Here is a 22,205-nt window from a genome sequence, read left to right as displayed (position 1 = left end):
AATTAAAGTGTAATAATTAAATTTGGCCATTACTGCTTTGCTTAAGGTATTCATTAATAAATATATCTATTTCCCCATCCATAACCCCATTAACGTTACCGCTTTCTGCTGAGGTTCTATGGTCCTTCACAAGGGTATAGGGCTGAAAAACATAGGATCTTATTTGACTTCCCCATCCCATATCTTTTAATTCTCCAGTTAGATCTTCTATTTTCTCTTTATGTGCTCTCTCTTTTAGCTCTATTAGTTTTGACTTTAATAATTTTAAGGCCACTTCTTTATTAGCATGTTGACTTCTTTCATTTTGACATTGTACCACAATTCCTGTAGGAATATGAGTTATTCTTATGGCAGATTCAGTTTTATTAACATACTGGCCTCCAGCCCCTCCTGCTCTATAAGTATCCACTTTTAAGTCCTCTGATCTTAGCTCTATATCCTGATTTTCATTTAATTCTGGTAACACTTCCACAGAAGCAAAGGAGGTTTGTCTTTTACCATTAGCATTAAAAGGGGATATCCTAACTAATCTATGTATACCTTTTTCAGCTTTTAAATAACCATAGGCAAATTCTCCTACAATCTTTAAAGTAACCCCTTTAATTCCAGCCTCATCTCCAGGCAAATAATCTAAGGTCTGCACTTTAAACAGCTTTTTTTCGCACCATCTTGTATACATTCTTAAAAGCATTTCTGTCCAATCTTGAGCGTCTGTTCCTCCAACTCCAGCGTGAAGGGTTAGTATTGCGTTGTTTCTATCATAATCTCCAGATAATAGTATCTGTATTCTAAAGGCTTCTACTTCCTTATTTAGATCATTAATCTCTTTAATTATTTCCCTAATGCTTTCTTCTTCATCATCATTCACTAATTCTGATAATAGTTCTACATCTTCAATTCTACTTTCTATACTATGAAACCTATCCAATTTATCCTTTAATGCCTTTGTTTCTTGTGTTATCTGTTGAGCTTTATTGATATCCTCCCAAAAATTAGCCTCTTGCATTTTATGCTCATACTCATCAATTTTGTTTTCTAAAGCTGAGATGTCAAAGAGAAGCCCTCATTTCCTCTAATGTGATTTTTAATGGGGTTAAGTTAAGTAAAGCTTGTTCTAATTGTAATATCACAAAATCACCTCTTTATATTTAATATTAAAACATAAAATAGATTTGCACCCTATAAACAAGAATGCAAATCTATAAATAGCTCTTGGTTAAGCCTCTCTACCGCAGCAGTTTTTATATTTTTTACCACTGCCGCAAGTACATAAATCATTTCTTCCTACTTTTTTATCCTTTTTAATAGGCTCTTTCTTTACTGAATCATCATAATTTGTTGATGTTTCCTTAACTACTCTTTCTCTTTCTGGAGCCTTCTCAACTTGAACATGAAGTAAGAACCTTATAGTATCTAGTTTAATGTTATAGATCATTTCTTCAAACATAGCACTTCCTTCAAATTGATATGCTTGAACTGGATCTTGTTGTCTATAAGCTCTTAAACCTATACCTTGTTTTAGATGATCCATACTATCTATGTGATCCATCCATTTAGTATCTACTACCCTTAGAAGTACCACTCTTTCTATTTCTCTCATTTGTTCCTCTCCAAAGGTAGTTTCTTTGGAATTATATATTTCTATAGCCTTGCTTAAATACTTTTCTTTTATTTCATCATTAGATAAAGCTTCCAGTTCTTCCAAGGTTACGCTCTTATGAGGAACAAATAAATCCTCCATAAAGTTTATTAAATTCTTTAAATCATCTTTGAAGCTTTCTTCCACGCCAGTTATGTGAGAGTCTACCGCAGAATAAACTACATCTCTAAGCATATCCTCAATTTCAGATTTTATGGTTTGACCTTCTAATACTTGTGCTCTTTGCTTGTAGATAATTTCTCTTTGCTTATTCATAACATCATCATAACCAAGCAGTGTTTTTCTGATGTCAAAGTTATTACCTTCAACCTTCTTCTGAGCATTTTCGATGGCCTTTGTTACCATCTTACTTTCTATGGCTTCATCTTCACCTAATCCTAATTTGTCTACAATTCCTTGTAGCCTTTCAGAACCGAAAATTCTCATTAAATCATCTTCAAGAGATATATAGAATCTTGAAGAACCAGGATCACCTTGACGACCTGAACGTCCTCTTAACTGATTATCTATACGTCTTGATTCATGTCTTTCTGTTCCTATAATCTTTAATCCACCTAGACTATCCACACCTTCTCCTAATTTTATGTCAGTACCACGACCAGCCATGTTTGTTGCTATAGTAACCATACTCTTTTCTCCAGCATGAGCTACTATCTCAGCTTCTTTTTCATGGTATTTGGCATTTAACACTTGATGTGGAACACCCTTTTTCTTAAGAAAGGCTGATAATTCCTCAGATTTTTCTATACTTACAGTACCTACAAGCACTGGCTGACCCTTTTTATAGGATTCTGCAATGTCTTCTACAATAGCATTATACTTTCCTCTTACAGTTTTATATATTACATCTGGATGATCTGTTCTTTGTATTGCTTCATGTGTTGGTATTACTATTACATCTAACCCATATATCTCTCTAAATTCCATTTCCTCTGTTAAGGCAGTACCTGTCATACCAGCTAGTTTAGTATACATTCTAAAGTAGTTTTGGAAAGTAATTGTAGCCAAGGTTTTTGACTCTCTTTCCACTTTAACTCCTTCTTTTGCTTCTATAGCTTGATGTAATCCATCGCTATATCTTCTACCTTCCATAAGTCTTCCTGTAAATTCGTCAACAATGATTACTTCTCCATCCTTAACCATGTAATCTTTATCGATCTTCATTACATAGTTACCTTTTAATGCTTGGGAAACATGGTGTTGAATTTCCATATTCGCTGCGTCAGCATAGTTCTCTAAATGGAAGTATTTTTCAGCCTTTTTAACGCCCTCATCAGTAAGCATAGCAGAATGAGCCTTTTCGTCTATAGTAAAGTCCTTTTCCTTGATTAAGGTTTTAACAAAGTAATCTGCAACCTTATAAAATTCTGTAGATTTTTCACCTTCTCCAGAAATAATAAGGGGAGTTCTAGCTTCATCTATAAGAATGGAGTCAACTTCGTCTACTATAGCAAAGTTAAGCTTTCTCTGTACCATTTCCTCTTTATATATTACCATGTTATCTCTTAGGTAATCGAAACCAAATTCATTATTAGTACCATAGGTTATATCAGAATTATAGGCAACTCTTCTTTCATCAGGAGTTAAATTATGTAATATCACACCTATAGAAAGACCTAAAAATTCATAAATTTGTCCCATCCATTCCCTATCTCTTTTAGCAAGATAGTCATTTACAGTAACAATATGCACACCATTACCACTTAACGCATTTAAATATGCTGGCAGTGTAGCCACAAGAGTTTTTCCTTCTCCTGTTTTCATTTCAGATATTCTACCTTGATGAAGAACAATTCCACCAATTAGCTGTTCTCTGAAATGTCTCATGCCTAGAGTTCTCACTGAAGCTTCTCTTACCACTGCAAAAGCCTCCGGCAGTATATCATCTAGAGTCTCACCTTTTCTAACTCTTTCTTTAAATTCTTCTGTTTTACCTCTTAGCGCCTCATCACTTAAAGCTTTAATCTCCGACTCTAAAGCTTCGATTCTATCTACTATAGGTATTATTCTTTTAACTTCTCTCTCGCTATATGAGCCAAAAATCTTATCTAATATTCCCATAATTTCATCCTCACCATTCTGTTGTATAATAACTCATTTATAAATTATACCATTGAAATATAAAGTATTTCAACATTATTAACTAATTAATCCCATTAACTTATTATTAACATTTTTTTATTTTAGTAAACAACTTTTAGTCATGTTCAAAAAATTAAAGAGGTGCCAATATTTAAGCACCTCTTAATATCCTATTAAAACTCTGGCTCAATCAATCCATAATTTCCGTCTTTTCTCTTATAAATAACATTCACTTCTTCACTTTCAGCATTTTCATAAACAAAGAAATTATGTCCTAAAAGTTCCATCTGAAGTATAGCCTCTTCAGTTGACATTGGTTTTATCGCAAACTTTTTAGTTTTAACAATTTTAGGTTCTTCATCCTCATTATCATCTTCATACATAGGTATTGATTGAAATCTTAAAGAATCTCCACTTTGCCTTCTTTGCAATTTTGTCTTTTGCTTTCTTATTTGACCTTCTAATTTATCAACTACTAAATCTATGGAAGCATACATGTCTTCATTTGACTCTTCACCTCTTAGTATAACTCCATTAAAAGGTATAGTCACTTCTATGATTTGTCTACTCTTTTGTACACTTAAAGTTGCATGAGCTTCTATGTTAGGGTTGAAATATTTATCAAGCTTAGAGAGCTTCCTTTCCACCGCTTCCTTTAAAGCATTTGTCAATTGTATGTTCTTAGCCATTACTGTTATTTTCATAAATTCAGCCCCTCTCTGCTTTGTTGAAATTATTTAGCTTTTAAATATGTTTTAGTTTAATTATATTTTAAAGCATTTTTATTCCTATAACAAGCTCTTAAATCTGAATTTACAAAATATTATGTACATTTATGTCGTTCTCTCTTAATAATCCTTTTTATATTTTAGTTTTACGAAAAAATCAATTTAAATTTCTTCTTGTTAAGGAGATATAGTGAACAAATATACCATTGTGCTCCTTAATTATCTTCTGAAGATCCTTTATGCAGAGCAAAAAAATAAAGCCATCAGCCTTATACATTGACTAATAACTTTATATAAGTTAGTTGACCTGGTCTTTGACCCCACACTCGCCTGCTGGAACCTTCGCTACCCAGAATCACCCTCTCACTACTAGCTCTCTCATTTTTAAAATGGCAGGACTTACTTCTAAGCCGCACCATGCTCATTAAACCTTTTGTTTAACTTACGTGGATCGTTTTGCCTGCGACTGGCATCGACTTTCAACCACAAACCTAACTTACATTAATATATTACATTATACTCCTGGCTGCCGTCAATACAATTACTGATTTTGCTCCATTTTTTATTAACTCCTCTGCGCAGTAATAAGCCGTAGCCCCTGATGTTATTACGTCATCTACTAAAACTATAGTTCTATTTTTTACATCCATCCTAGGATTGAATTGAAAGCAACTTTTAAGATTTTCCCATCTCTTATCTTTATCTAAAGTCTTTTGATCCTTGGTATCTTTTTTCTTAATCAATGTTTCCGACCAGGCTTTATTAGATAATTTAGATATTACTTTAGCTAGATATTTAGACTGGTTATATCCTCTCTTTAAATTTTTTTTAGGACTTAAAGGTACATAAGTTACTAGATCAAATTCAATATTATTTTGCAACAAATTCTTATACATTTCCCTTGAGAAAAAATCTCCTATAGCAAAATATCCCTTATACTTAAATTTTATTATTAGTTCTTTTACTATCTTTGAATAAAAAGTTGCACTATAACAAATTAATGGTTTGCCTCTTAAATTGATAGTATAGGCTTCTTTACAAAATTTTATTTTGTCTAAACATTTGCCACATAGAATTGAACTATTCTCTAATTCTTTATTACAATGTAAACATTTAGTGTCCTCAGGATAAATAACATATAATATGCATTCTAATATATACCTTAAATATTCAATAAGCCTCTTTCCCATGCCCATTTATTAAAATTTCTAGTGATAGTTTTTGCTTTCTCCATATCTTCAGTTATATCTTTTGATAGAAGCAATATTTCTCCAGCACTATAATTTAGATTCACACCTACCTTACCACAAAAATATACTATTTTTTTATAATCATAATAAGTATCATCTGAAAAATATAATATTATATTTAAATTATCATAGCTCATATCTATTTGCTCAATACCTTCTGCTATTACTATAATAGGAACATCTTTAACCTTTACATAATTTTCAATGCGTTTTCTGTCTTTATCTAAACAGAATATATTACATTCAAGCCTATCTTTTATATTCTCCATATACTCAAAAACTTTAATACTTCTATCCTTGTCTGGAGTATAAATCAACGTCTTCTTCTTATTTTTTGTAAACCAACTTATATATTCATATAGCACATAGGGTATATCCTTTGTAATATCAATTCTAGTGTTTATAATTCTTGGCTCAGCAATAGGAAGGTTCTTTGTTTTTATGGGAATTTCAATAACTGTTCCATTGTCAAATATAGGCTCAATAGAATAAGTAATTATTTTGCAAGTAGTCCTGCAAATTAATAATCGTTCAATATCTTTCTTGGAATAATTTGAAAAGCTGCTTATATCATCATAAATCACCAAATCAAAATGCTCTTTAATATTAAAAGCGTTCTCGTGATTACAGATTATCAATTTGGCTTTATCATCATAATTATTTTTTTTAGCATAACTATAGGATTTTACATCAGAATATTTCTTTATAAGATTAATTATATTAATATAGCCTTGTTTTTCATTGGTAATATACAGTATCCTCTTATTAGTGTTAATATAATCAAGTATCATGTTCAGGAATATAAAACAACTGTTATATGGTACTGAAACTATACTTAGAACTCCTTCATTCTCATTGTTAATCCAATTTTCAATTTTATTATTTATCCATTGAAGGTCTTCATTAACATCTAAGGATTTTGTAATATTCATACAATCTTTCCTCTCTAAAAATTAAGAATTTTGAGAAATACCAATTGTTCATTATATATTTCTCTTTACTTAGTACTAGTTAATTAAAAATATCAGTATTCAACACATCACATATTCTCCATTTTAAAGATGAATATCTTTCAAAACTTTTATTATTGTCTATCATAAACTTTAAAGCCTTCACTGAACCAGTCAATACTACCATCTGCTTGGCTCTGGTTATTCCAGTATATAATAAATTTCTATTCATCAGTAATGGCGCTCCCATAAATAGAGGCATAATTATCACAGGGAACTCGCTGCCTTGACTTTTATGTATAGTTATAGCATAAGCCAAATCTAGTTCATCTAAATTGGAATGCTCATATATTACTCTTCTTTCCTCATCAAAAATTACGCTTAAAGTATCTTCTTCTTCATCTACAAATTCTATATATCCCATATCTCCATTAAATACGCCTATTCCTTCACCCTCACCCATACCTGAGATTCTTTTCCATTTCAAAGAATAGTTATTTTTAGTTTGCATTACCTTATCCCCAACTCTAAATACAGTGTTTCTATAAATTTTTTCACCTTTAGTCTTGCTTTTAGGATTTAATATTTGTTGCAGCTTAATATTAAGATTTTCTACACCCAAAACACCCTTTTTCATTGGAGATAGTATTTGTATATGCTGCATTTTGTTCCATGAGGAATTGAATTTAGGCAACCTAGTATTTATAAGCTCTATAAGAGTATTTAATATAAACTCCTGATTTTCTTCTTTTATAAAATAAAAATCCTTATCTTTCTCGTTTAAAGTAGGCATTTCTCCATTGTTGATCTTATGCGCATTTACTACAATTAAGCTTTCCTGTGCTTGCCTAAAAATTTCTTTTAGCCTTACAACCTTCACACATTTACTATCAATAATATCCTTTAAAACGTTCCCCGGCCCCACAGAAGGCAATTGATCAACATCTCCTACAATTATTAATCTTGTGCCTACGCTTAACGCTTTTAATAAGCTATTCATAAGTACCACGTCAATCATAGAAGCTTCATCTATTATCAAAACATCGCAATCAAGGGGTGATTCTTCATCTTTAGAAAAAATCATAGAATCTTCTTGCCCTGCACCAAAACCTAATTCCAATAGTCTATGGATAGTCTTTGACTCTCTTCCTGTAGATTCTGTCATTCTTTTTGCCGCTCTTCCTGTAGGAGCTCCCATGGCAACAGACATACCAGCCTTCTCAAAAATTTGCAATATACATTTAATTATTGTAGTTTTGCCAGTACCGGGTCCCCCAGTTATTACCTCAACTCCGCTGTCTACGACTCCTTTTATTGCTTCCTTTTGAGATTCTGCAAAGGTTATTTTATTTTCTTTCTCAAATTCTTCTATTTCTACATCTATATCAATGTTTATGACATCGTAATTTGAGAAAGCAAGAGTTAACAGCTTTTTGGTTATGCCTAATTCGCAGTAGTAATAAGGTATCGAAAATACCCCTTCTTTATTATCTATTAATTCCACCTTAATCTTATTATCTATGGCGCAATCTAAAATATTCTTATTTATTAATTCCTCTGATAGAGTTAAAACCTTTGCCGCTTCTTCAATAAGCTTCGTCTTTGGCATATATGTGTTTCCTAAAGCGCAATATTCATTTACTACATATTTTATACCGCTTTGAATTCTATAAGGGGAATCCTTAGCTACTCCCATATTCCTTGATATCTTATCTGCGGTTTTAAAACCTATGCCTGATATTTCTTCTGTTAAAACATAGGGATTATCCTTAACTATATTTATTGCTTCAGAGCCAAATCTATTATATATTTTTACACATTGATTTGGTGTTACTCCATAGGATTGCAAAAATATCATTATGTTCTTAACTTCTCTTTGTTTAGAGTAGGATTCATATATAATTTCAATTTTTTTCTCCCCTATGCCTTCTATCTCCCTAAGTCTTTCAATATTATTATCCAAAACATCTAAGGTCTGTTCACCAAACTTCTCAACTATCTTCTTAGCCGTTACAGGTCCAATGCCTAAAATTACCCCTGAAGATAAATATTTTTCGATGCCATCTATAGTGCTAGGTAAAATTTCTTCACAGTTTTCCACCTTGAACTGTTTTCCAAATTGATTGTGATTTACCCATTGACCGTAAAGCTTTAGATTTTGACTCATATTTATAAAAGGAATACATCCTACTATTGTTACTATTTCTTTATTATATTTAATTTTGGCAACAGTATAACCATTCTCTTCATTCTCAAACACTATATCTTCAACAATTCCTTGTATTACTTCCATAACAACTCTCCGAACATAATTTATATTGTTTATCTTTATAAATTATATCATAACTATAAAAATATATAACCTACTAATATGCCTTAGTTTCAATTATTTCCAAAATTATTTTATTTAAACTTGTTTTATAAATCAATTTTTAGCTTTATAATTGACTTATTGATAGTATAAAATTAAAATTAAATTGAGGTGATTTTCATGTTAATAAAAAATTGTAAAATTATTTTTCATGACAGAATTGAAGATGGAAGTATTCTAATAGAGAATGGAAAAATTAAAGCTATTAATCCTATAACTCATGATGACAATGATATTATTGATGCTGAGGGTTCTTATGTTTCTCCAGGTTTTATAGATGTTCATATTCATGGTGCTGGTGGTTATGATACCATGGATGGAACTTATGACGCTTTAAATCATATTTCTAAATCTATTTCAAAACATGGTACTACATCCTTCTTGCCTACTACTATGACTTGTGCTATAGATGATATAAGAAAATCCATAGAAGCTATAGCTAAAGCCAAGGAAATAGGCACTGAAGGAGCAAATGTTTTAGGTGCCCATCTAGAAGGGCCCTTTATTAATCCCGAGATGATAGGTGCTCAGAATCCAAAATATGTTGAAAATCCTTCTATTGAAACCTTTAAATCTATGGTTGGTGAACATATAGATGCTATAACCAGTATCACTTTAGCACCTGAGGTAGAAGGAGCTAAGGAATTAATTTCTTATTTAAAAGAAAATAATATTACCGTATCTATGGGACATACTAAGGCTACCTATAATGAAGCAATAGAGGGTGTAAAATGCGGTGTATGCCACTCAACACACTTATTTAATGCCATGACCGGACTTCATCATAGAGAAGCTGGTGTTGTAGGAGCTATTTTCGATTCAGAAATAACAACTGAAACCATCTCAGATGGTATTCATATAAGTTATCCTTCTCTTAGAATAGCTTATAAACAAAAGGGTACAGACAAGGTGCTTTTAGTTACAGATGCTATGATGGCTTGCTCTATGCCAGATGGTATGTATTCCTTAGGCGGGCAGGATGTAGTAGTAAAGGAAGGTGCCGCAAGATTAGCTAATGGTGCCTTAGCTGGATCCGTATTAACTCTTGATGCAGCTGTAAGAAACGTGGTTAAAAATTCAAATTACCCTCTTTATGAAGTTGTAAAAATGGCAACCTTAAACCCTGCAAGGTTATGTAAAGTTGAAAATAGAAAGGGTTCTATAAAAGAAGGCTTTGATGCTGACCTATTAATCTTTGATGAAGATATAACCATTAAAAAAGTTATTATTAATGGAAAAGTTATATAGTTAAAACAAAAGCATAGCTTTGAGGCTATGCTTTTATTTTAACTATATATATTTTTTTATTTCATCAACCTTATCTAATCTTTCCCAAGGAAGATCTAGATCAGTCCTTCCAAAATGTCCATAAGCAGCGGTTTGCTTAAAAATTGGTCTTCTTAAGTCAAGATCTCTTATAATAGCTGCTGGCCTTAAATCAAATACTTTTTCAATTATGTCTACAATCTTATCATCTGCTATTTTTCCAGTACCAAAAGTATCTACTTCTATAGAAACTGGTTTTGCTACACCTATAGCATAAGCTAATTCTATCTCTAACTTGTCTGATACACCTGATGCCACTAAATTTTTAGCAACCCATCTTGCAGCATAAGCAGCTGAACGGTCAACCTTTGTTGGATCCTTTCCAGAGAAAGCACCACCGCCGTGTCTTCCATATCCGCCATATGTATCAACTATTATCTTTCTTCCTGTAAGTCCAGAATCACCTTGAGGTCCTCCGATTACAAATCTACCTGTTGGATTTATATAGTACTTTGTTTTGTCATCTAAGAGTTCCTGTGGAACCACAGCATTAATAACATGTGAATGTAAATCTGCTTCAATCTGTTCATGAGAAACTTCTGGACCATGTTGAGTTGAAATAACAATAGTATCAATTCTTACTGGCTTATTGTCATCATATTCAACAGTAACTTGTGTTTTTCCATCTGGTCTTAAATATGTTAAGGTACCATTCTTTCTTACCTCTGATAGCCTTCTAGATAGTTTATGAGCCATTGCTATTGGTAAAGGCATATATTCTGGAGTTTCATTTGTAGCAAATCCAAACATCATACCTTGGTCACCAGCTCCTATAGCCTCTAGCTTATCCATTTGTCCTGCCTTAGATTCAAGAGCTTCATCAACTCCCATAGCTATATCAGCAGATTGCTCATCTATAGAAGTTAAAACAGCACAAGTATCACTATCAAATCCATATTTTGCTCTTACATATCCTATATCTTCTATAGTTTTTCTTACAACCTTAGGAATATCCACATAACAGTTTGTAGATATTTCCCCCATAACCATTACCATTCCTGTAGTAACAGCAGTTTCGCAAGCAACTCTTGCGTTAGGATCTTTAGCTAAAATAGTATCTAGTATAGCATCTGAAATTTGGTCACAAATTTTATCTGGATGTCCTTCTGTAACTGATTCTGATGTAAATAATCTTTTCATATACCATCCCTGCAACGAATTTAAATCTTCATTGCAGTTTTCACCCCTTTCAATAATTTAATAAAAAATAAAAAACCCCTTCAATAAGAAGAGGCCTATTTTCGGCATTCCTCTTATCTTGCAGATTTATAACTGCTGGAATTGGCACCATAGTGTGTTACACCGGTTGCCGGGTTTCATCGGGCCCTGTCCCTCCGCCTCTCTTGATAAGAGTTATATCTAATTTTACTACAACAGAGATTTTAACATACGGTATAAATATAGTCAATAATAATTTTGAAATAAATTTGCTATATTTAGATTGGTTTAGAATTAATGCTTAAAAATTGTTTCTATCTATACATTTTAGATTCAAAATCTACAGATAGAAAAAAAAGACGTTTAACCGTCTTTTATGGTGGAGGAAGATGGATTCGAACCATCGAAGTCGTCCGACAACAGATTTACAGTCTGCCCCCTTTGGCCACTCGGGAATTCCTCCAAGTTGGAGCTGGCAATAGGAATCGAACCTACAACCTGCTGATTACAAGTCAGCTGCTCTACCGTTGAGCCATGCCAGCATATTTAATTTTATATTTTATAAATGGTGGGCACAACAGGGATCGAACCTGTGACCCTCTGCTTGTAAGGCAGATGCTCTCCCAGCTGAGCTATGCGCCCTTATTAATGGTGGAGGAAGATGGATTCGAACCATCGAAGTCGTCCGACAACAGATTTACAGTCTGCCCCCTTTGGCCACTCGGGAATTCCTCCATATTGGAGCTGGCAATAGGAATCGAACCTACAACCTGCTGATTACAAGTCAGCTGCTCTACCGTTGAGCCATGCCAGCATCATTTTGTTTTCAGTCCTCAGCGCTTAGCGCCGCTGACAAAGAATAATATACCAGATTACTTTAAAGCTTTCAAATGCCAAAACGAGCCTCTATAGTTAACTATTCTTAAATTCCTTCATAATTCTTCATCATTCTTCAATTTATTATGCAAGATTATTTTTTAAGGATATAATATATATTATATACAACGCCCTCTTGCTATACCTATTAAAGCTTTATTAAATATTATTTTCTAAAATATCTATATTATCAATAAACCTAGATAAAATATCTTTTATCTCTTTATAATCCCTACTATTCAGTCTTAATTTTAGTAGATTAAGAGCTTCCTTTGCTGCTTCAAGCTCATTGCTTTTACTCAAAGATTCATTTATCTTTGCATAATCTATAGAAGAAAGTTTCCTCAAAATAGATAATAGCTTAGTTTTTTCAATAAAAGTTAATTGTTTTGGAATATTATCCTTTGATACTTTAAATACTAAAGCACTTTCATCCCTTACATTTACACTATTATCATTTTTATTAGGCTCATTTGTGGGGACTTCTTTTTTATTATCTTTTGTATCCTTTCCTTCTTTCTGTTCTTGCTTATTTTTAACTATGGATTTATCCTCTAAAGGCTTTTTAACATCTTCATTGTTTTGTGTGTTTAAGTTATTAAGCTTTTGACTATTTAATTCTTTTCTTACTTCTATTTTTCCCTCATCTTCTTTTTTATTTTCTTTACTTATATCATTGTTATAAAACAACATTATGAACACACTTATAATTGTTATTAATATAATAACGCCACTCAATATTTTTTTGTTCATTTATATCACCCCTTCACTTCTTCTTAATTATTTTCCAATTATAAGTTTTTTTATTCACAACTTTAATAATATTAACCCTTTATTCATATACATTAATGAGGGGGTGCTGTTATTGAACAAAATAAAAATACATCATAAAAATCCATTAGCATATTATGAAATTTCATACTTTTTAAAGGATTATATAAATAACAACACAGTAATTGTTTGTATTGGAACTGATCGATGCATTGGTGACTGTTTAGGTCCATTAGTAGGAACTCTACTTAAAGATAAATTTTTCCCTCTACCAGTATACGGTACTATATCTACCCCTATTCATGCATTAAATATCGATCAAAAGCTTTCAGAAGTGAAATTTCTTCATCCTAAGTCAAATATTTTAGGAATTGATGCTTGTCTAGGCGATGGCAATGCTATAGGAGAAATACATTGCAGAGATTACCCTATTCACCCTGGAAAAGGTGTTGGTAAATCCTTACCCGATGTGGGCGAAAATTCTATTATTGGAATAGTTGATACTAGCGATAGTACTGAACTCTTTACTAACAGAAGCATTAGATTAAGCTTAATATTTGATATGGCTAAAATAATAGTGGATTCATTGTTTCATACTATATATTTAAACAATAAAATTTAAATATATCTTAGTTTTTAGGTATATATTTAACTATTTCTATTTACTCTATCTTCAAAGTAATTTCTTATAATTCTGTATAAAAAAATGCTCTATAATTATAAATAATTATAGAGCATTTATGTTCCTTGCATTTTAATCAATCAATGCTACCTCACTATCATTTAGTGTAACATCTAATTTATCAATAAAATCCAATACTTTACCCGTACCTATAGCTACACAGGAAACAGCTTCATCAGCTACTCTTACTGGAACTTTAGTCACATGTTCAATTAATTTATCCAAGCCATTTAAAAGTGAACCTCCACCAGTCATTAAAATTCCTTTTTCTGCAATATCTGCAGCTAGCTCAGGCGGAGTTTTTTCTAAAACGTTATGAGTAGTTTCTGCTATGGCAGTAATAGTTTCATGTAATGCTTCTCTCATTTCTTCTGAGGATACAGTTATATTTTTAGGTAGACCTGTAATTAAATCTCTTCCCTTTACATCCATGTAAACCTCTTCTTCTCTTTTAAAAGCTGAGCCTACATTTATTTTAAGGTCTTCTGCTGTTCTCTCACCTATCATAAGTTTATGCTTTTTCCTAATATATTTCATTATAGCTTCATCAAATTTATCACCAGCTATTTTAATAGAAGACCTAACAACTATACCGCCTAGAGAAATAACAGCAACATCAGTTGTACCGCCTCCGATATCTATTACCATATTTCCACTAGGTATAGTTATATCTACTCCTGCACCTATAGCTGCAGCTAATGGCTCTTCTATAAGATACACTTTCTTAGCTCCTGCATGTATAGCAGCATCTCTTACTGCTCTTTTTTCAACTTCTGTAGCTTGGCATGGAACACATACCATTACCTTTGGAGCAGAAATTCTTCTTTTTCCACAGGCTTTTCTAATAAAATGTTTAAGCATCTTTTCTGTAACATCATAATCAGATATAACACCATCTTTTAAAGGACGAAGTGCTACAATATTCCCAGGAGTTCTCCCTATCATTTTTCTAGCTTCTTCACCTACAGCTAATACCTTATTATTTACTTTGTCAATAGCCACTACAGAAGGCTCTTTTAAGATTACCCCTTTTCCTTTAATATATACTAATACTGTAGCTGTACCTAAATCTATACCCATATCTGTTCCCATGCTCCAAAACCACATTATATAATTCCACTCCTACTATATATATTTTTAGAAAAATCTTCAAAAAAAATGTTATTCATGTGTAACATTACAAAATTCTTCTTTTTTTATTATACTAGGAATGATTCTATCCTTCAATAGCTTTATACTTTAATTTAGTAGCTTTTCCACCTCTAATATGCCTTTCTGATTTGTTTAAGTCCAATATTATTTTAGCTTCTTGAGCTATAGTGGGATTTATTTTAGGCAATCTTTCGGTCATATCTTTATGGATAGTACTTTTGCTTACTCCAAAAATCTTTGCAGTTTTTCTTATTGTAGCTTTTGAATCAATAATATATTTTGCCACTTCTAGAACTCTTTCTTCAATGTAGTCTTTCAAAATGCTACCTCCTTAATTTTTTATATTTATAAATATGCATTTTGACTTGCTTAAATTACTTTTTTAAAAATTTGACATAATCATTTATTTTGCTCAGCCACTTATATACTTTAAATTATCAAATGGCTAATTTTAGGACCTCTATAGGGAAACAATTTAAAGCACTAACTCATACAAGTGCTTCAATGGCTTTAAAATACCACTTAGGAACAAATACAAGTTAAGCTTCAATCTGTTCCCCTATAAATACCAACTTTCAGCGGATTTTAAGAAATTGAAATATAACACTTTCTTTAAAATATAATAAAACCGCTGAGCATTTAGGAATCTCTGAAAAATAAATAGTCAATCTACTACTTTATCCTGCATAATTTGACTAGTTATTCTTTTCTAACCTAGACTAATTTTTAGATGCTGTAGTGTACTTTACGTATTTTGATGGATCTACTTCAACATTATCTTTTAAAACCTTAAAGTTTAAGTGATCTCCATATTTTTCACTGCTATAATTACCTGCTGATTTTCCAACCTTACCTATTTGCTGCCCTTTAGTTACTTTTTGTCCTTGTTTAACTAAAGCAGCCTCATCAAGGTTTGCATAAATAGACTTTAATCCATTTTGATGGTTAATAATTACATATTGACCTAACTCTGTTTTATCGTTATCAACCTTTTCTACAACCCCATCAAGCACTGCAACTACTTTTTTTCCTAAGTCTGCCTTTATATCCATTCCAGATTTAGTTCTCCAAGTACTTAAAGTATCACAATAAATAGTTTCCGTAGTATATTCTCTCGCTAAATATCCTTCTACTGGCTTATCAAAGGTTGTATCTACAGATTTTGATACAGCAGCTGAATCTTTACCATCTTTGGGAACTGTAACACTATTCTTATTTGCAGTATTATCTTGCTCATTCTTTTTTACTTGAAGAGCATTATCTATATTGCTTTTAGTCTCTTCTTTGCTTTCTAAAGCAACTTCCTTGTTTTCTGATTGCTTATTTTCAACTACTGGCGGTTTAGACTTGGCATCTCTGCTATTTCTTGCAGATATGGCCGCTACAGTAGCAACAATGCACAAGCAAACAAATAGTATTACATAAAATCCCTCCTTTTTAAAAAAGTTAGATGATTTGTCATGAATTTTTTTGTCCATATGAACACCTCCTTTTTCTAGTCTGTCCAGTGCAATAAAAAAAATACATATATTTAGCAATTTTATTTCTATTTATTTCTATTTATTTCTACAAATTATTCCTATTCATACATTGTTATCTCTTAAGCTTTGTTTCATATAAACAAAATAATTCTAATTTCTTATATAAAAAAAGTACATTAAGAAAAAACTTTAAATTTAATTTTTTCTTAATGTACTACATGCATTGTATTAGGATTATTATATTTCATTATCATGAACATCCATACTCAATTAGTTCAATTCTAGGATACATATACATAAAGAATACATTAGAGCTTTTATAATGCATATAAAGCAAATTAGTTATGTAGATTAATTAATATAGTTTTGTAGATTTTTCACTTCAGTTCCACTATAATAATGCTTTATTATTTCTATATAATTTTTTCCTGTCTTAGCCATAGAATTGGCTCCCCATTGACTCATGCCAACTCCATGACCATATCCTTTACAACTTATACTAATACTATCTTTGCCATAATTTATCGTAAAATTAGCTGAATTTAACCCAAAAATCATTCTAAATTGCACTCCTGAAATTATTTTATTTCCTAATTTTATTTCCTTAACTGCTCCTCCTTCACTCCTATTTAGTATTTTAACCGCACTTTTTAAATTGCTTGTACTCAGTTTTGCATCTTTTATATTATTATTTACTTTAAAAATAAAGTCTTTTACCTTTATATCAATTACTGAGGTGAATTTAGGTGCTTGCTCTTCTCCGGGACTATCTACAGATACTAAATATGGTTCCTTAGATGCAAAAACTTCCCAAGAGTTCTCCGTTTTTCCTGAACTAACTGCAAAATATTGAGGGCTTTTTATAATTTCATTATTATAAGTAATTACCAGATTTTCCGTATCCTTTATGGCTTTCTTTACCTTTTCTAAATATTCTTTTGATTTAGCACTATCCCAAGTCTTTACTCTCTCATTAATATTCATATAAACTTGACAGTGAGTAGAATCACATATGTCTCCTCCCTTTGCTTGCATACACTTATTTAATATTTTCGATAAAGCAAAGGTTCTAGCTGCAACAGCCTGAGCTTTTAATGCTTCTATATCAAAAGATGCTGGCATCTCTGCTGACACTACCCCCATTACATACTCTTCTAAATTCATCTTGATAGTTTTATCTTCTTTTGTTAAATACAAATTAATTTCTGTTTTAGAGTCAAATTTTACACTGTTACTATTTAATGACCAACCTTCTTCTTTTCTACTCTTATCCATCTCAATAGTACTTTTTTTATGGTCAAGTCCCATTAATAAAAGTGGTAATAGAATCAAAAGAAAGGATATAAATAATACAAAAAGCACTATATTTCTTAACTTTAACACTAATATTCTACTTTTCATCTACTCCTCCTCTTAGGCATATGAGGAAAAATAACTAATCAAAGACGAAAAATAGTGAAGTAGGTTGACTAGTGATTTTTCTAAAAACGCCCTAATCTATTTCTACTTTATATACTATTAAAAAACTTTTAATTTTATTACTCGTAATCTTATTTCCCTTATCTAAGAAAAATCTATGCTTTATATCCTTTAAAGCATCTCCAAAAATAAAAAAGCAAAGCCTATGGCTAAAAATTTAGCCATCTTTTGCTTTGCGTTTTTTATCTTTTAAAGCCTTATTTCACTACTCTCTCTATATCGGCTCCTAGGGCTTTTAATTTTTTCTCTATTTCCACATAACCTCTATCTATATGATAAATATCACCTATTTCTGTAGAGCCTTCTGCCATTAATCCACATAAAATTAGTGCAGCTCCTGCTCTTAAATCTGTGGCCTTAACCTCGGAACCAGTTAATTTATTAACTCCCTCAATTACTGCACTTCTTCCATCTATTTTTATATTTGCTCCCATTCTTTTAAACTCTGAGGCATGCATAAATCTATTTTCAAACACTGTTTCTGTTATTAAACTCGTACCGCCTACATTGCATAATAAAGCCATCATTTGTGCCTGCATATCCGTTGGAAATCCTGGATAAGGCATAGTTTTAATATCAACAGGCTTTAAGTCTCGATTGCCATCTATAATCATTGCATCTCCATCAATTTCCATAGCTACTCCACATTCAGTTAATTTTGCTATTATAGGTTTTAGATGCTCTTCATTTACTCCCTTTATTCTTATTTTGCTTTTGGTAATCGCAGCAGCCACCATATATGTTCCTGCTTCTATTCTGTCGTATATAGGTCTATGAATTGTACCCTTTAATGACTTAACTCCAGATATCTTTATAGTTCCAGTACCTGCCCCTAAAATATTAGCTCCCATTCCATTTAAAAATATTGCCAAATCTTGTATTTCCGGTTCCTCTGCCGCATTTTCTATAATTGTTTCTCCATCGGCTAATACTGCTGCCATCATTATATTCTCTGTAGCACCGACAGAGGGAAAATCCAAATATATTTTGTTTCCGATTAGTTTATCTGCGATAGCTTCTACATACCCATGCCCTACATCTACCTTAGCCCCTAATGCATTTAAGCCTTTTAGGTGTAAATCTATGGGTCTGCTTCCAATATTACATCCACCAGGCAAGGATAGTTTTACTCTTCCAAATTTAGATAGCATGGGTCCCATTATTAAAAAAGATGCTCTCATTTTTCTAACTAACTCACTACCTGGCTCACCATACAATATATTACTACTATCTATTATTATTTTATTATTCTCTTTATCTAAATAAGTTTTTGCCTGGAGAGAATTTAATACTTCACATATTACAAATACATCTTCTAGCATAGGTGCGTTTTCTATAACACAGGTTTCTCCACTTAGGATACTTGCTGCAATAATTGGTAATACAGAATTTTTTGCAGAGCTTATACATACCTCGCCATTTAAATTGCCTCCGCCTTTAACTATAATTTTTTCCATAATATCCTCCATCTTCTTATTGTTAATATATACATGTAATAATCGGTGTACCAATGTATAAATATGTTCCTGATATATATTTACATATAGCATAATTAATTTTGCTATCATCTGTAAAAGCTATATTACCTGTAATCCCTGAGTTAATTTTTAATGAATCTATATCTTTTATATAATAATATTCCTCTACTTCTTTTAAAAAATCATCTTTGATATCATTAATATCATTTTTAAAGGACTTTAGCTTAATATATTCATAAAATTTGTAATCTGTAAAATCATCATTATCTTTGGCAAAGTTCTGTAAAGCTTTTTTTAAATTTTCGTATTTATAAAGATTTATATCATTACTATTGGTCACTGTAATTGAAATTCTTAAAATTTCTTCATCTTTTACACAACTAGCTTTTAAGGTTAAATTATCACTTATAAAATCTATTTTCTTGTCATTAAATTCCAAAGTATGGTAACTTGTCCTTAAGTTTATATCCTCTTTAATTATTTTATCTATAAACTTACTTATATTCTCAAATTCTGTAGAAGTTTCAAATTTTATCTGAAAGCTTGTTTCCTCTACCTTAAAATTACTATTTTTAGAAATTGATTTGTATAGATCATTATAAACCTCAAGAGTCTCTGTTTTGATAACTACTATATTTAAACAAAATACTATTAATAACAAAAAACTTAATATTGAATATTTTATTTTCATTCTCCCCCCTACCTTTCCCTTTTAATTATTGTCAATAAAGTTTCGAAATATACTAGCACAATAAATTTTGTACTCAATAACTCTATTAAAGCAGGGGAAATAATATATTTTTTAAATATATTATTAATATATTTAAAATGTTAAAAAGTGTGAAAATGAAAATTTATAATATATAACCAACAAAAAAATAACTAGCCAATACTTTTAGTATTGAACTAGTTATTTTTTATAATACATCTTAACTTAAATTTCTTTTAATTTTAAACGAGTGATAGCCCTCAAAAGTGCTGCTTCTGCTCGCTTCACATCTATTCCGTCTCTTTGCTCAAGCCTTTCTTCTGCCCTTTTTTTTGCCTCTTCTGCTCTTTTATAATCAATTTTCTCTGGTAATTCACCTGCATCACAATTCATAGAAACATTGTTTTTATGAATCTCTAGCACACCATAAGAAGTGAAAAGTCGCTTTGTACTGTCATTTTCATCGACTATTTCAGTGATGCTAGGAATAAGCAAAGTTATCATATCTGTGTGGTTAGGTAAAATTTCTAGCCTTCCGTATTCATTAGTTACAAATATTTTTTTTACAGCACCTGAGTATACATCCTTATCCGGACTAAGTATACTTAATGTCATTAAATTTGCCATAAAATTCCGCTCCTTTATTCTTGCATCAATGTTTTGCCTTTTTCCACAGCCTCATCTATGGTACCAACAAACAGGAATGCGGACTCTGAAAGATTATCATGCTTTCCTTCTAAAATTTCTTTAAACCCTCTTACAGTTTCACTAACAGGTACAAACTTACCAGGTATTCCAGTGAATTGTTCTCCTACAGTAAAAGGTTGAGATAAAAATCTTTGTACTTTTCTTGCTCTTGAAACCACAAGTTTATCCTCTTCTGATAATTCATCTACACCTAAGATTGCTATTATATCCTGCAATTCTTTATATCTTTCTAATATGTGTTTTACCTTTGTAGCTATCTCATAATGCTCTTTTCCAACTACTCTAGGATCTAATATTCTTGAGGTAGAATCCAAAGGATCTACTGCGGGATAAATACCTAATTCTGAAATAGATCTTGATAAAACCGTTGTCGCATCAAGATGCGCAAAAGTTGTTGCTGGTGCAGGGTCAGTCAAATCATCCGCTGGCACATAAACTGCTTGCACAGAAGTAATAGATCCATGCTTAGTTGAGGTAATTCTCTCTTGCAAAGCTCCCATTTCTGTGGCCAAAGTTGGTTGATATCCTACAGCACTAGGTATTCTTCCAAGTAAGGCAGAAACTTCTGAACCTGCTTGTGTAAATCTAAAGATATTATCTATAAATAACAATACATCTTGACCTTTATCTCTAAAGTATTCAGCCATAGTTAATCCAGTTAATGCTACTCTCATTCTAGCTCCTGGCGGCTCATTCATCTGACCAAAGACTAAAGCTGTTTTTTCAATAACTCCAGACTCATTCATTTCATTATATAAATCATTACCTTCTCTTGTTCTTTCACCTACTCCAGTAAAAACTGAAAGTCCACCATGTTCTTTAGCAATATTATTTATTAATTCTTGTATTAATACAGTCTTACCAACACCAGCTCCACCAAATAATCCTATCTTTCCACCTCTTTGATAGGGTGCTAGCAAATCTATAACCTTTATTCCTGTTTCAAACATCTCAGGTTCAACAGATTGTTCTTCAAAACTTGGCGCTGATCTATGGATTGGATATACTTCAGCAGCCTTAAAATCCCCTTTATCGTCCATGGGCTTACCTAAAACATTAAATAATCTTCCTAAAACATTAGGGCCTACAGGAACAGATATAGCTTTTCCTGTATCTAAAGCTTCCACTCCTCTTTTTAAACCTTCTGTATTTTCCATGGCTATACATCTTACTATATCATCGCCTATATGCTGTTCAACTTCAGCAATAAGAATTCTATCATGAACCTTAATCTCTATAGCACTATATATATTAGGAAGACAATCTGAGTCAAATTTTATATCAATAACAGGTCCTATTACCTGTACAACTTTACCAATATTACCAGGCATAAACTTCCTCCTC

At 31.7% G+C, this 22,205-nt stretch carries 18 protein-coding genes, 5 tRNA genes and 1 riboswitch; of the genes, 2 read left to right on the top strand and 21 right to left on the bottom strand.

The window, feature by feature from the left end:
• Window positions 1-16: 16 nt before the first annotated feature.
• The 6 genes from prfB to recD2 all read right to left on the bottom strand — a co-directional run bounded on the left by prfB (window position 17) and on the right by recD2 (window position 8,963).
• Window positions 17-1,130, bottom strand: a protein-coding gene (prfB, locus tag BN2665_RS22940; RefSeq protein WP_195892735.1) for a peptide chain release factor 2 whose coding sequence is annotated in 2 segments (ribosomal slippage) — window positions 17-1,051 and window positions 1,053-1,130 — 1,113 coding nt in all. Because the reading frame shifts where the segments join, the coding sequence is not laid out codon by codon here.
• Window positions 1,131-1,216: 86 nt separating this feature from the next.
• Window positions 1,217-3,721, bottom strand: coding sequence for a preprotein translocase subunit SecA (gene secA / locus BN2665_RS22935; RefSeq protein ID WP_055669414.1), 2,505 nt, complete (start codon window positions 3,719-3,721; stop codon window positions 1,217-1,219).
• Window positions 3,722-3,915: 194 nt separating this feature from the next.
• A complete protein-coding gene (hpf, locus tag BN2665_RS22930; RefSeq protein WP_055669413.1) occupies window positions 3,916-4,446 on the bottom strand; it encodes a ribosome hibernation-promoting factor, HPF/YfiA family in 531 nt (176 codons plus the stop codon).
• 533 nt (window positions 4,447-4,979) lie between these two features.
• Entirely contained in the window at window positions 4,980-5,660 is a 681-nt protein-coding gene (locus BN2665_RS22925; protein WP_074042424.1) for a ComF family protein, read from the bottom strand.
• The gene (locus BN2665_RS22920) at window positions 5,633-6,652 is read right to left on the bottom strand and encodes a hypothetical protein (protein ID WP_055669411.1); all 1,020 of its coding nucleotides are present in this window, start codon (window positions 6,650-6,652) and stop codon (window positions 5,633-5,635) included. The genes BN2665_RS22925 and BN2665_RS22920 overlap by 28 nt, the downstream gene beginning before the upstream one ends.
• A gap of 79 nt (window positions 6,653-6,731) precedes the next feature.
• Window positions 6,732-8,963: an SF1B family DNA helicase RecD2 gene (gene recD2, locus BN2665_RS22915; RefSeq protein WP_055669410.1), complete on the bottom strand. Its 2,232-nt coding sequence runs from the start codon at window positions 8,961-8,963 to the stop codon at window positions 6,732-6,734.
• Window positions 8,964-9,161: 198 nt separating this feature from the next.
• Between recD2 and nagA the strand changes: the two genes are divergently transcribed.
• A complete protein-coding gene (gene nagA / locus BN2665_RS22910; protein ID WP_055669409.1) occupies window positions 9,162-10,289 on the top strand; it encodes an N-acetylglucosamine-6-phosphate deacetylase in 1,128 nt (375 codons plus the stop codon).
• Window positions 10,290-10,331: 42 nt separating this feature from the next.
• Here the strand turns inward: nagA and metK are convergent, their stop codons facing one another.
• The 7 genes from metK to BN2665_RS22875 form a co-directional block, all read right to left on the bottom strand.
• On the bottom strand, window positions 10,332-11,507 hold the full coding sequence (gene metK, locus BN2665_RS22905; RefSeq protein WP_055669408.1) for a methionine adenosyltransferase: 1,176 nt from the start codon (window positions 11,505-11,507) through the stop codon (window positions 10,332-10,334).
• 110 nt (window positions 11,508-11,617) lie between these two features.
• Window positions 11,618-11,720, bottom strand: a riboswitch (SAM riboswitch).
• Window positions 11,721-11,902: 182 nt separating this feature from the next.
• Window positions 11,903-11,988: transfer RNA gene (locus BN2665_RS22900), tRNA-Tyr, on the bottom strand.
• Window positions 11,989-11,992: 4 nt separating this feature from the next.
• A tRNA-Thr gene (locus BN2665_RS22895) sits at window positions 11,993-12,067 on the bottom strand.
• 24 nt (window positions 12,068-12,091) lie between these two features.
• Window positions 12,092-12,167 (bottom strand) — tRNA-Val (locus tag BN2665_RS22890).
• Between the two features lie 7 nt (window positions 12,168-12,174).
• Window positions 12,175-12,260 (bottom strand) — tRNA-Tyr (locus BN2665_RS22885).
• Window positions 12,261-12,264: 4 nt separating this feature from the next.
• Window positions 12,265-12,339 (bottom strand) — tRNA-Thr (locus tag BN2665_RS22880).
• Between the two features lie 221 nt (window positions 12,340-12,560).
• Window positions 12,561-13,154: a hypothetical protein gene (locus BN2665_RS22875; RefSeq protein ID WP_055669407.1), complete on the bottom strand. Its 594-nt coding sequence runs from the start codon at window positions 13,152-13,154 to the stop codon at window positions 12,561-12,563.
• A 112-nt stretch (window positions 13,155-13,266) separates the two neighbouring features.
• On the opposite strand from BN2665_RS22875, the gene yyaC reads away from it, so the two are divergent.
• Window positions 13,267-13,794, top strand: coding sequence for a spore protease YyaC (yyaC, locus tag BN2665_RS22870; RefSeq protein WP_055669406.1), 528 nt, complete (start codon window positions 13,267-13,269; stop codon window positions 13,792-13,794).
• Between the two features lie 132 nt (window positions 13,795-13,926).
• Here the strand turns inward: yyaC and mreB are convergent, their stop codons facing one another.
• The 8 genes from mreB to atpD form a co-directional block, all read right to left on the bottom strand.
• Window positions 13,927-14,961, bottom strand: coding sequence for a rod shape-determining protein (gene mreB / locus BN2665_RS22865; protein ID WP_055669405.1), 1,035 nt, complete (start codon window positions 14,959-14,961; stop codon window positions 13,927-13,929).
• Window positions 14,962-15,070: 109 nt separating this feature from the next.
• Entirely contained in the window at window positions 15,071-15,325 is a 255-nt protein-coding gene (spoIIID, locus tag BN2665_RS22860; protein ID WP_055669404.1) for a sporulation transcriptional regulator SpoIIID, read from the bottom strand.
• A 400-nt stretch (window positions 15,326-15,725) separates the two neighbouring features.
• On the bottom strand, window positions 15,726-16,484 hold the full coding sequence (locus BN2665_RS22855) for a M23 family metallopeptidase (RefSeq protein WP_055669403.1): 759 nt from the start codon (window positions 16,482-16,484) through the stop codon (window positions 15,726-15,728).
• Between the two features lie 354 nt (window positions 16,485-16,838).
• Window positions 16,839-17,888 carry a stage II sporulation protein D gene (gene spoIID / locus BN2665_RS22850; protein ID WP_055669402.1) on the bottom strand — a complete coding sequence of 350 codons (1,050 nt, stop codon included), beginning with the start codon at window positions 17,886-17,888 and terminating at the stop codon, window positions 16,839-16,841.
• A 275-nt stretch (window positions 17,889-18,163) separates the two neighbouring features.
• The gene (gene murA / locus BN2665_RS22845) at window positions 18,164-19,423 is read right to left on the bottom strand and encodes a UDP-N-acetylglucosamine 1-carboxyvinyltransferase (RefSeq protein ID WP_055669401.1); all 1,260 of its coding nucleotides are present in this window, start codon (window positions 19,421-19,423) and stop codon (window positions 18,164-18,166) included.
• A 22-nt stretch (window positions 19,424-19,445) separates the two neighbouring features.
• Window positions 19,446-20,135 (bottom strand): hypothetical protein, encoded by a 690-nt coding sequence (locus tag BN2665_RS22840; protein WP_055669400.1) that lies wholly within the window; start codon window positions 20,133-20,135, stop codon window positions 19,446-19,448.
• A gap of 243 nt (window positions 20,136-20,378) precedes the next feature.
• The gene (locus tag BN2665_RS22835) at window positions 20,379-20,780 is read right to left on the bottom strand and encodes a F0F1 ATP synthase subunit epsilon (protein WP_055669399.1); all 402 of its coding nucleotides are present in this window, start codon (window positions 20,778-20,780) and stop codon (window positions 20,379-20,381) included.
• Between the two features lie 14 nt (window positions 20,781-20,794).
• A complete protein-coding gene (gene atpD / locus BN2665_RS22830; protein WP_055669398.1) occupies window positions 20,795-22,192 on the bottom strand; it encodes a F0F1 ATP synthase subunit beta in 1,398 nt (465 codons plus the stop codon).
• Window positions 22,193-22,205: the final 13 nt, after the last annotated feature.

The sequence above is a fragment of the Desnuesiella massiliensis genome (assembly GCF_001403615.1).
Classification (GTDB): Bacteria; Bacillota; Clostridia; order Clostridiales; family Clostridiaceae; genus Desnuesiella; species Desnuesiella massiliensis.
The sequence above is the reverse complement of the archived record's forward strand: the minus strand, read 5'-3'. Positions and strand labels throughout refer to the sequence as shown.

What these genes read in the sequence shown, in the direction of transcription:
- hpf (WP_055669413.1), bottom strand. Translation starts at nt 4,446, where the DNA reads ATGAAAATAACAGTAATGGCTAAGAACATACAATTGACAAATGCTTTA.
- atpD (WP_055669398.1), bottom strand. Translation starts at nt 22,192, where the DNA reads ATGCCTGGTAATATTGGTAAAGTTGTACAGGTAATAGGACCTGTTATT.
- mreB (WP_055669405.1), bottom strand. Translation starts at nt 14,961, where the DNA reads ATGTGGTTTTGGAGCATGGGAACAGATATGGGTATAGATTTAGGTACA.
- BN2665_RS22920 (WP_055669411.1), bottom strand. Translation starts at nt 6,652, where the DNA reads ATGAATATTACAAAATCCTTAGATGTTAATGAAGACCTTCAATGGATA.
- BN2665_RS22840 (WP_055669400.1), bottom strand. Translation starts at nt 20,135, where the DNA reads ATGAAAATAAAATATTCAATATTAAGTTTTTTGTTATTAATAGTATTT.
- BN2665_RS22925 (WP_074042424.1), bottom strand. Translation starts at nt 5,660, where the DNA reads ATGGGAAAGAGGCTTATTGAATATTTAAGGTATATATTAGAATGCATA.
- recD2 (WP_055669410.1), bottom strand. Translation starts at nt 8,963, where the DNA reads ATGGAAGTAATACAAGGAATTGTTGAAGATATAGTGTTTGAGAATGAA.
- secA (WP_055669414.1), bottom strand. Translation starts at nt 3,721, where the DNA reads ATGGGAATATTAGATAAGATTTTTGGCTCATATAGCGAGAGAGAAGTT.
- murA (WP_055669401.1), bottom strand. Translation starts at nt 19,423, where the DNA reads ATGGAAAAAATTATAGTTAAAGGCGGAGGCAATTTAAATGGCGAGGTA.
- spoIID (WP_055669402.1), bottom strand. Translation starts at nt 17,888, where the DNA reads ATGAAAAGTAGAATATTAGTGTTAAAGTTAAGAAATATAGTGCTTTTT.
- BN2665_RS22855 (WP_055669403.1), bottom strand. Translation starts at nt 16,484, where the DNA reads ATGGACAAAAAAATTCATGACAAATCATCTAACTTTTTTAAAAAGGAG.
- nagA (WP_055669409.1), top strand. Translation starts at nt 9,162, where the DNA reads ATGTTAATAAAAAATTGTAAAATTATTTTTCATGACAGAATTGAAGAT.
- metK (WP_055669408.1), bottom strand. Translation starts at nt 11,507, where the DNA reads ATGAAAAGATTATTTACATCAGAATCAGTTACAGAAGGACATCCAGAT.
- BN2665_RS22875 (WP_055669407.1), bottom strand. Translation starts at nt 13,154, where the DNA reads ATGAACAAAAAAATATTGAGTGGCGTTATTATATTAATAACAATTATA.
- BN2665_RS22835 (WP_055669399.1), bottom strand. Translation starts at nt 20,780, where the DNA reads ATGGCAAATTTAATGACATTAAGTATACTTAGTCCGGATAAGGATGTA.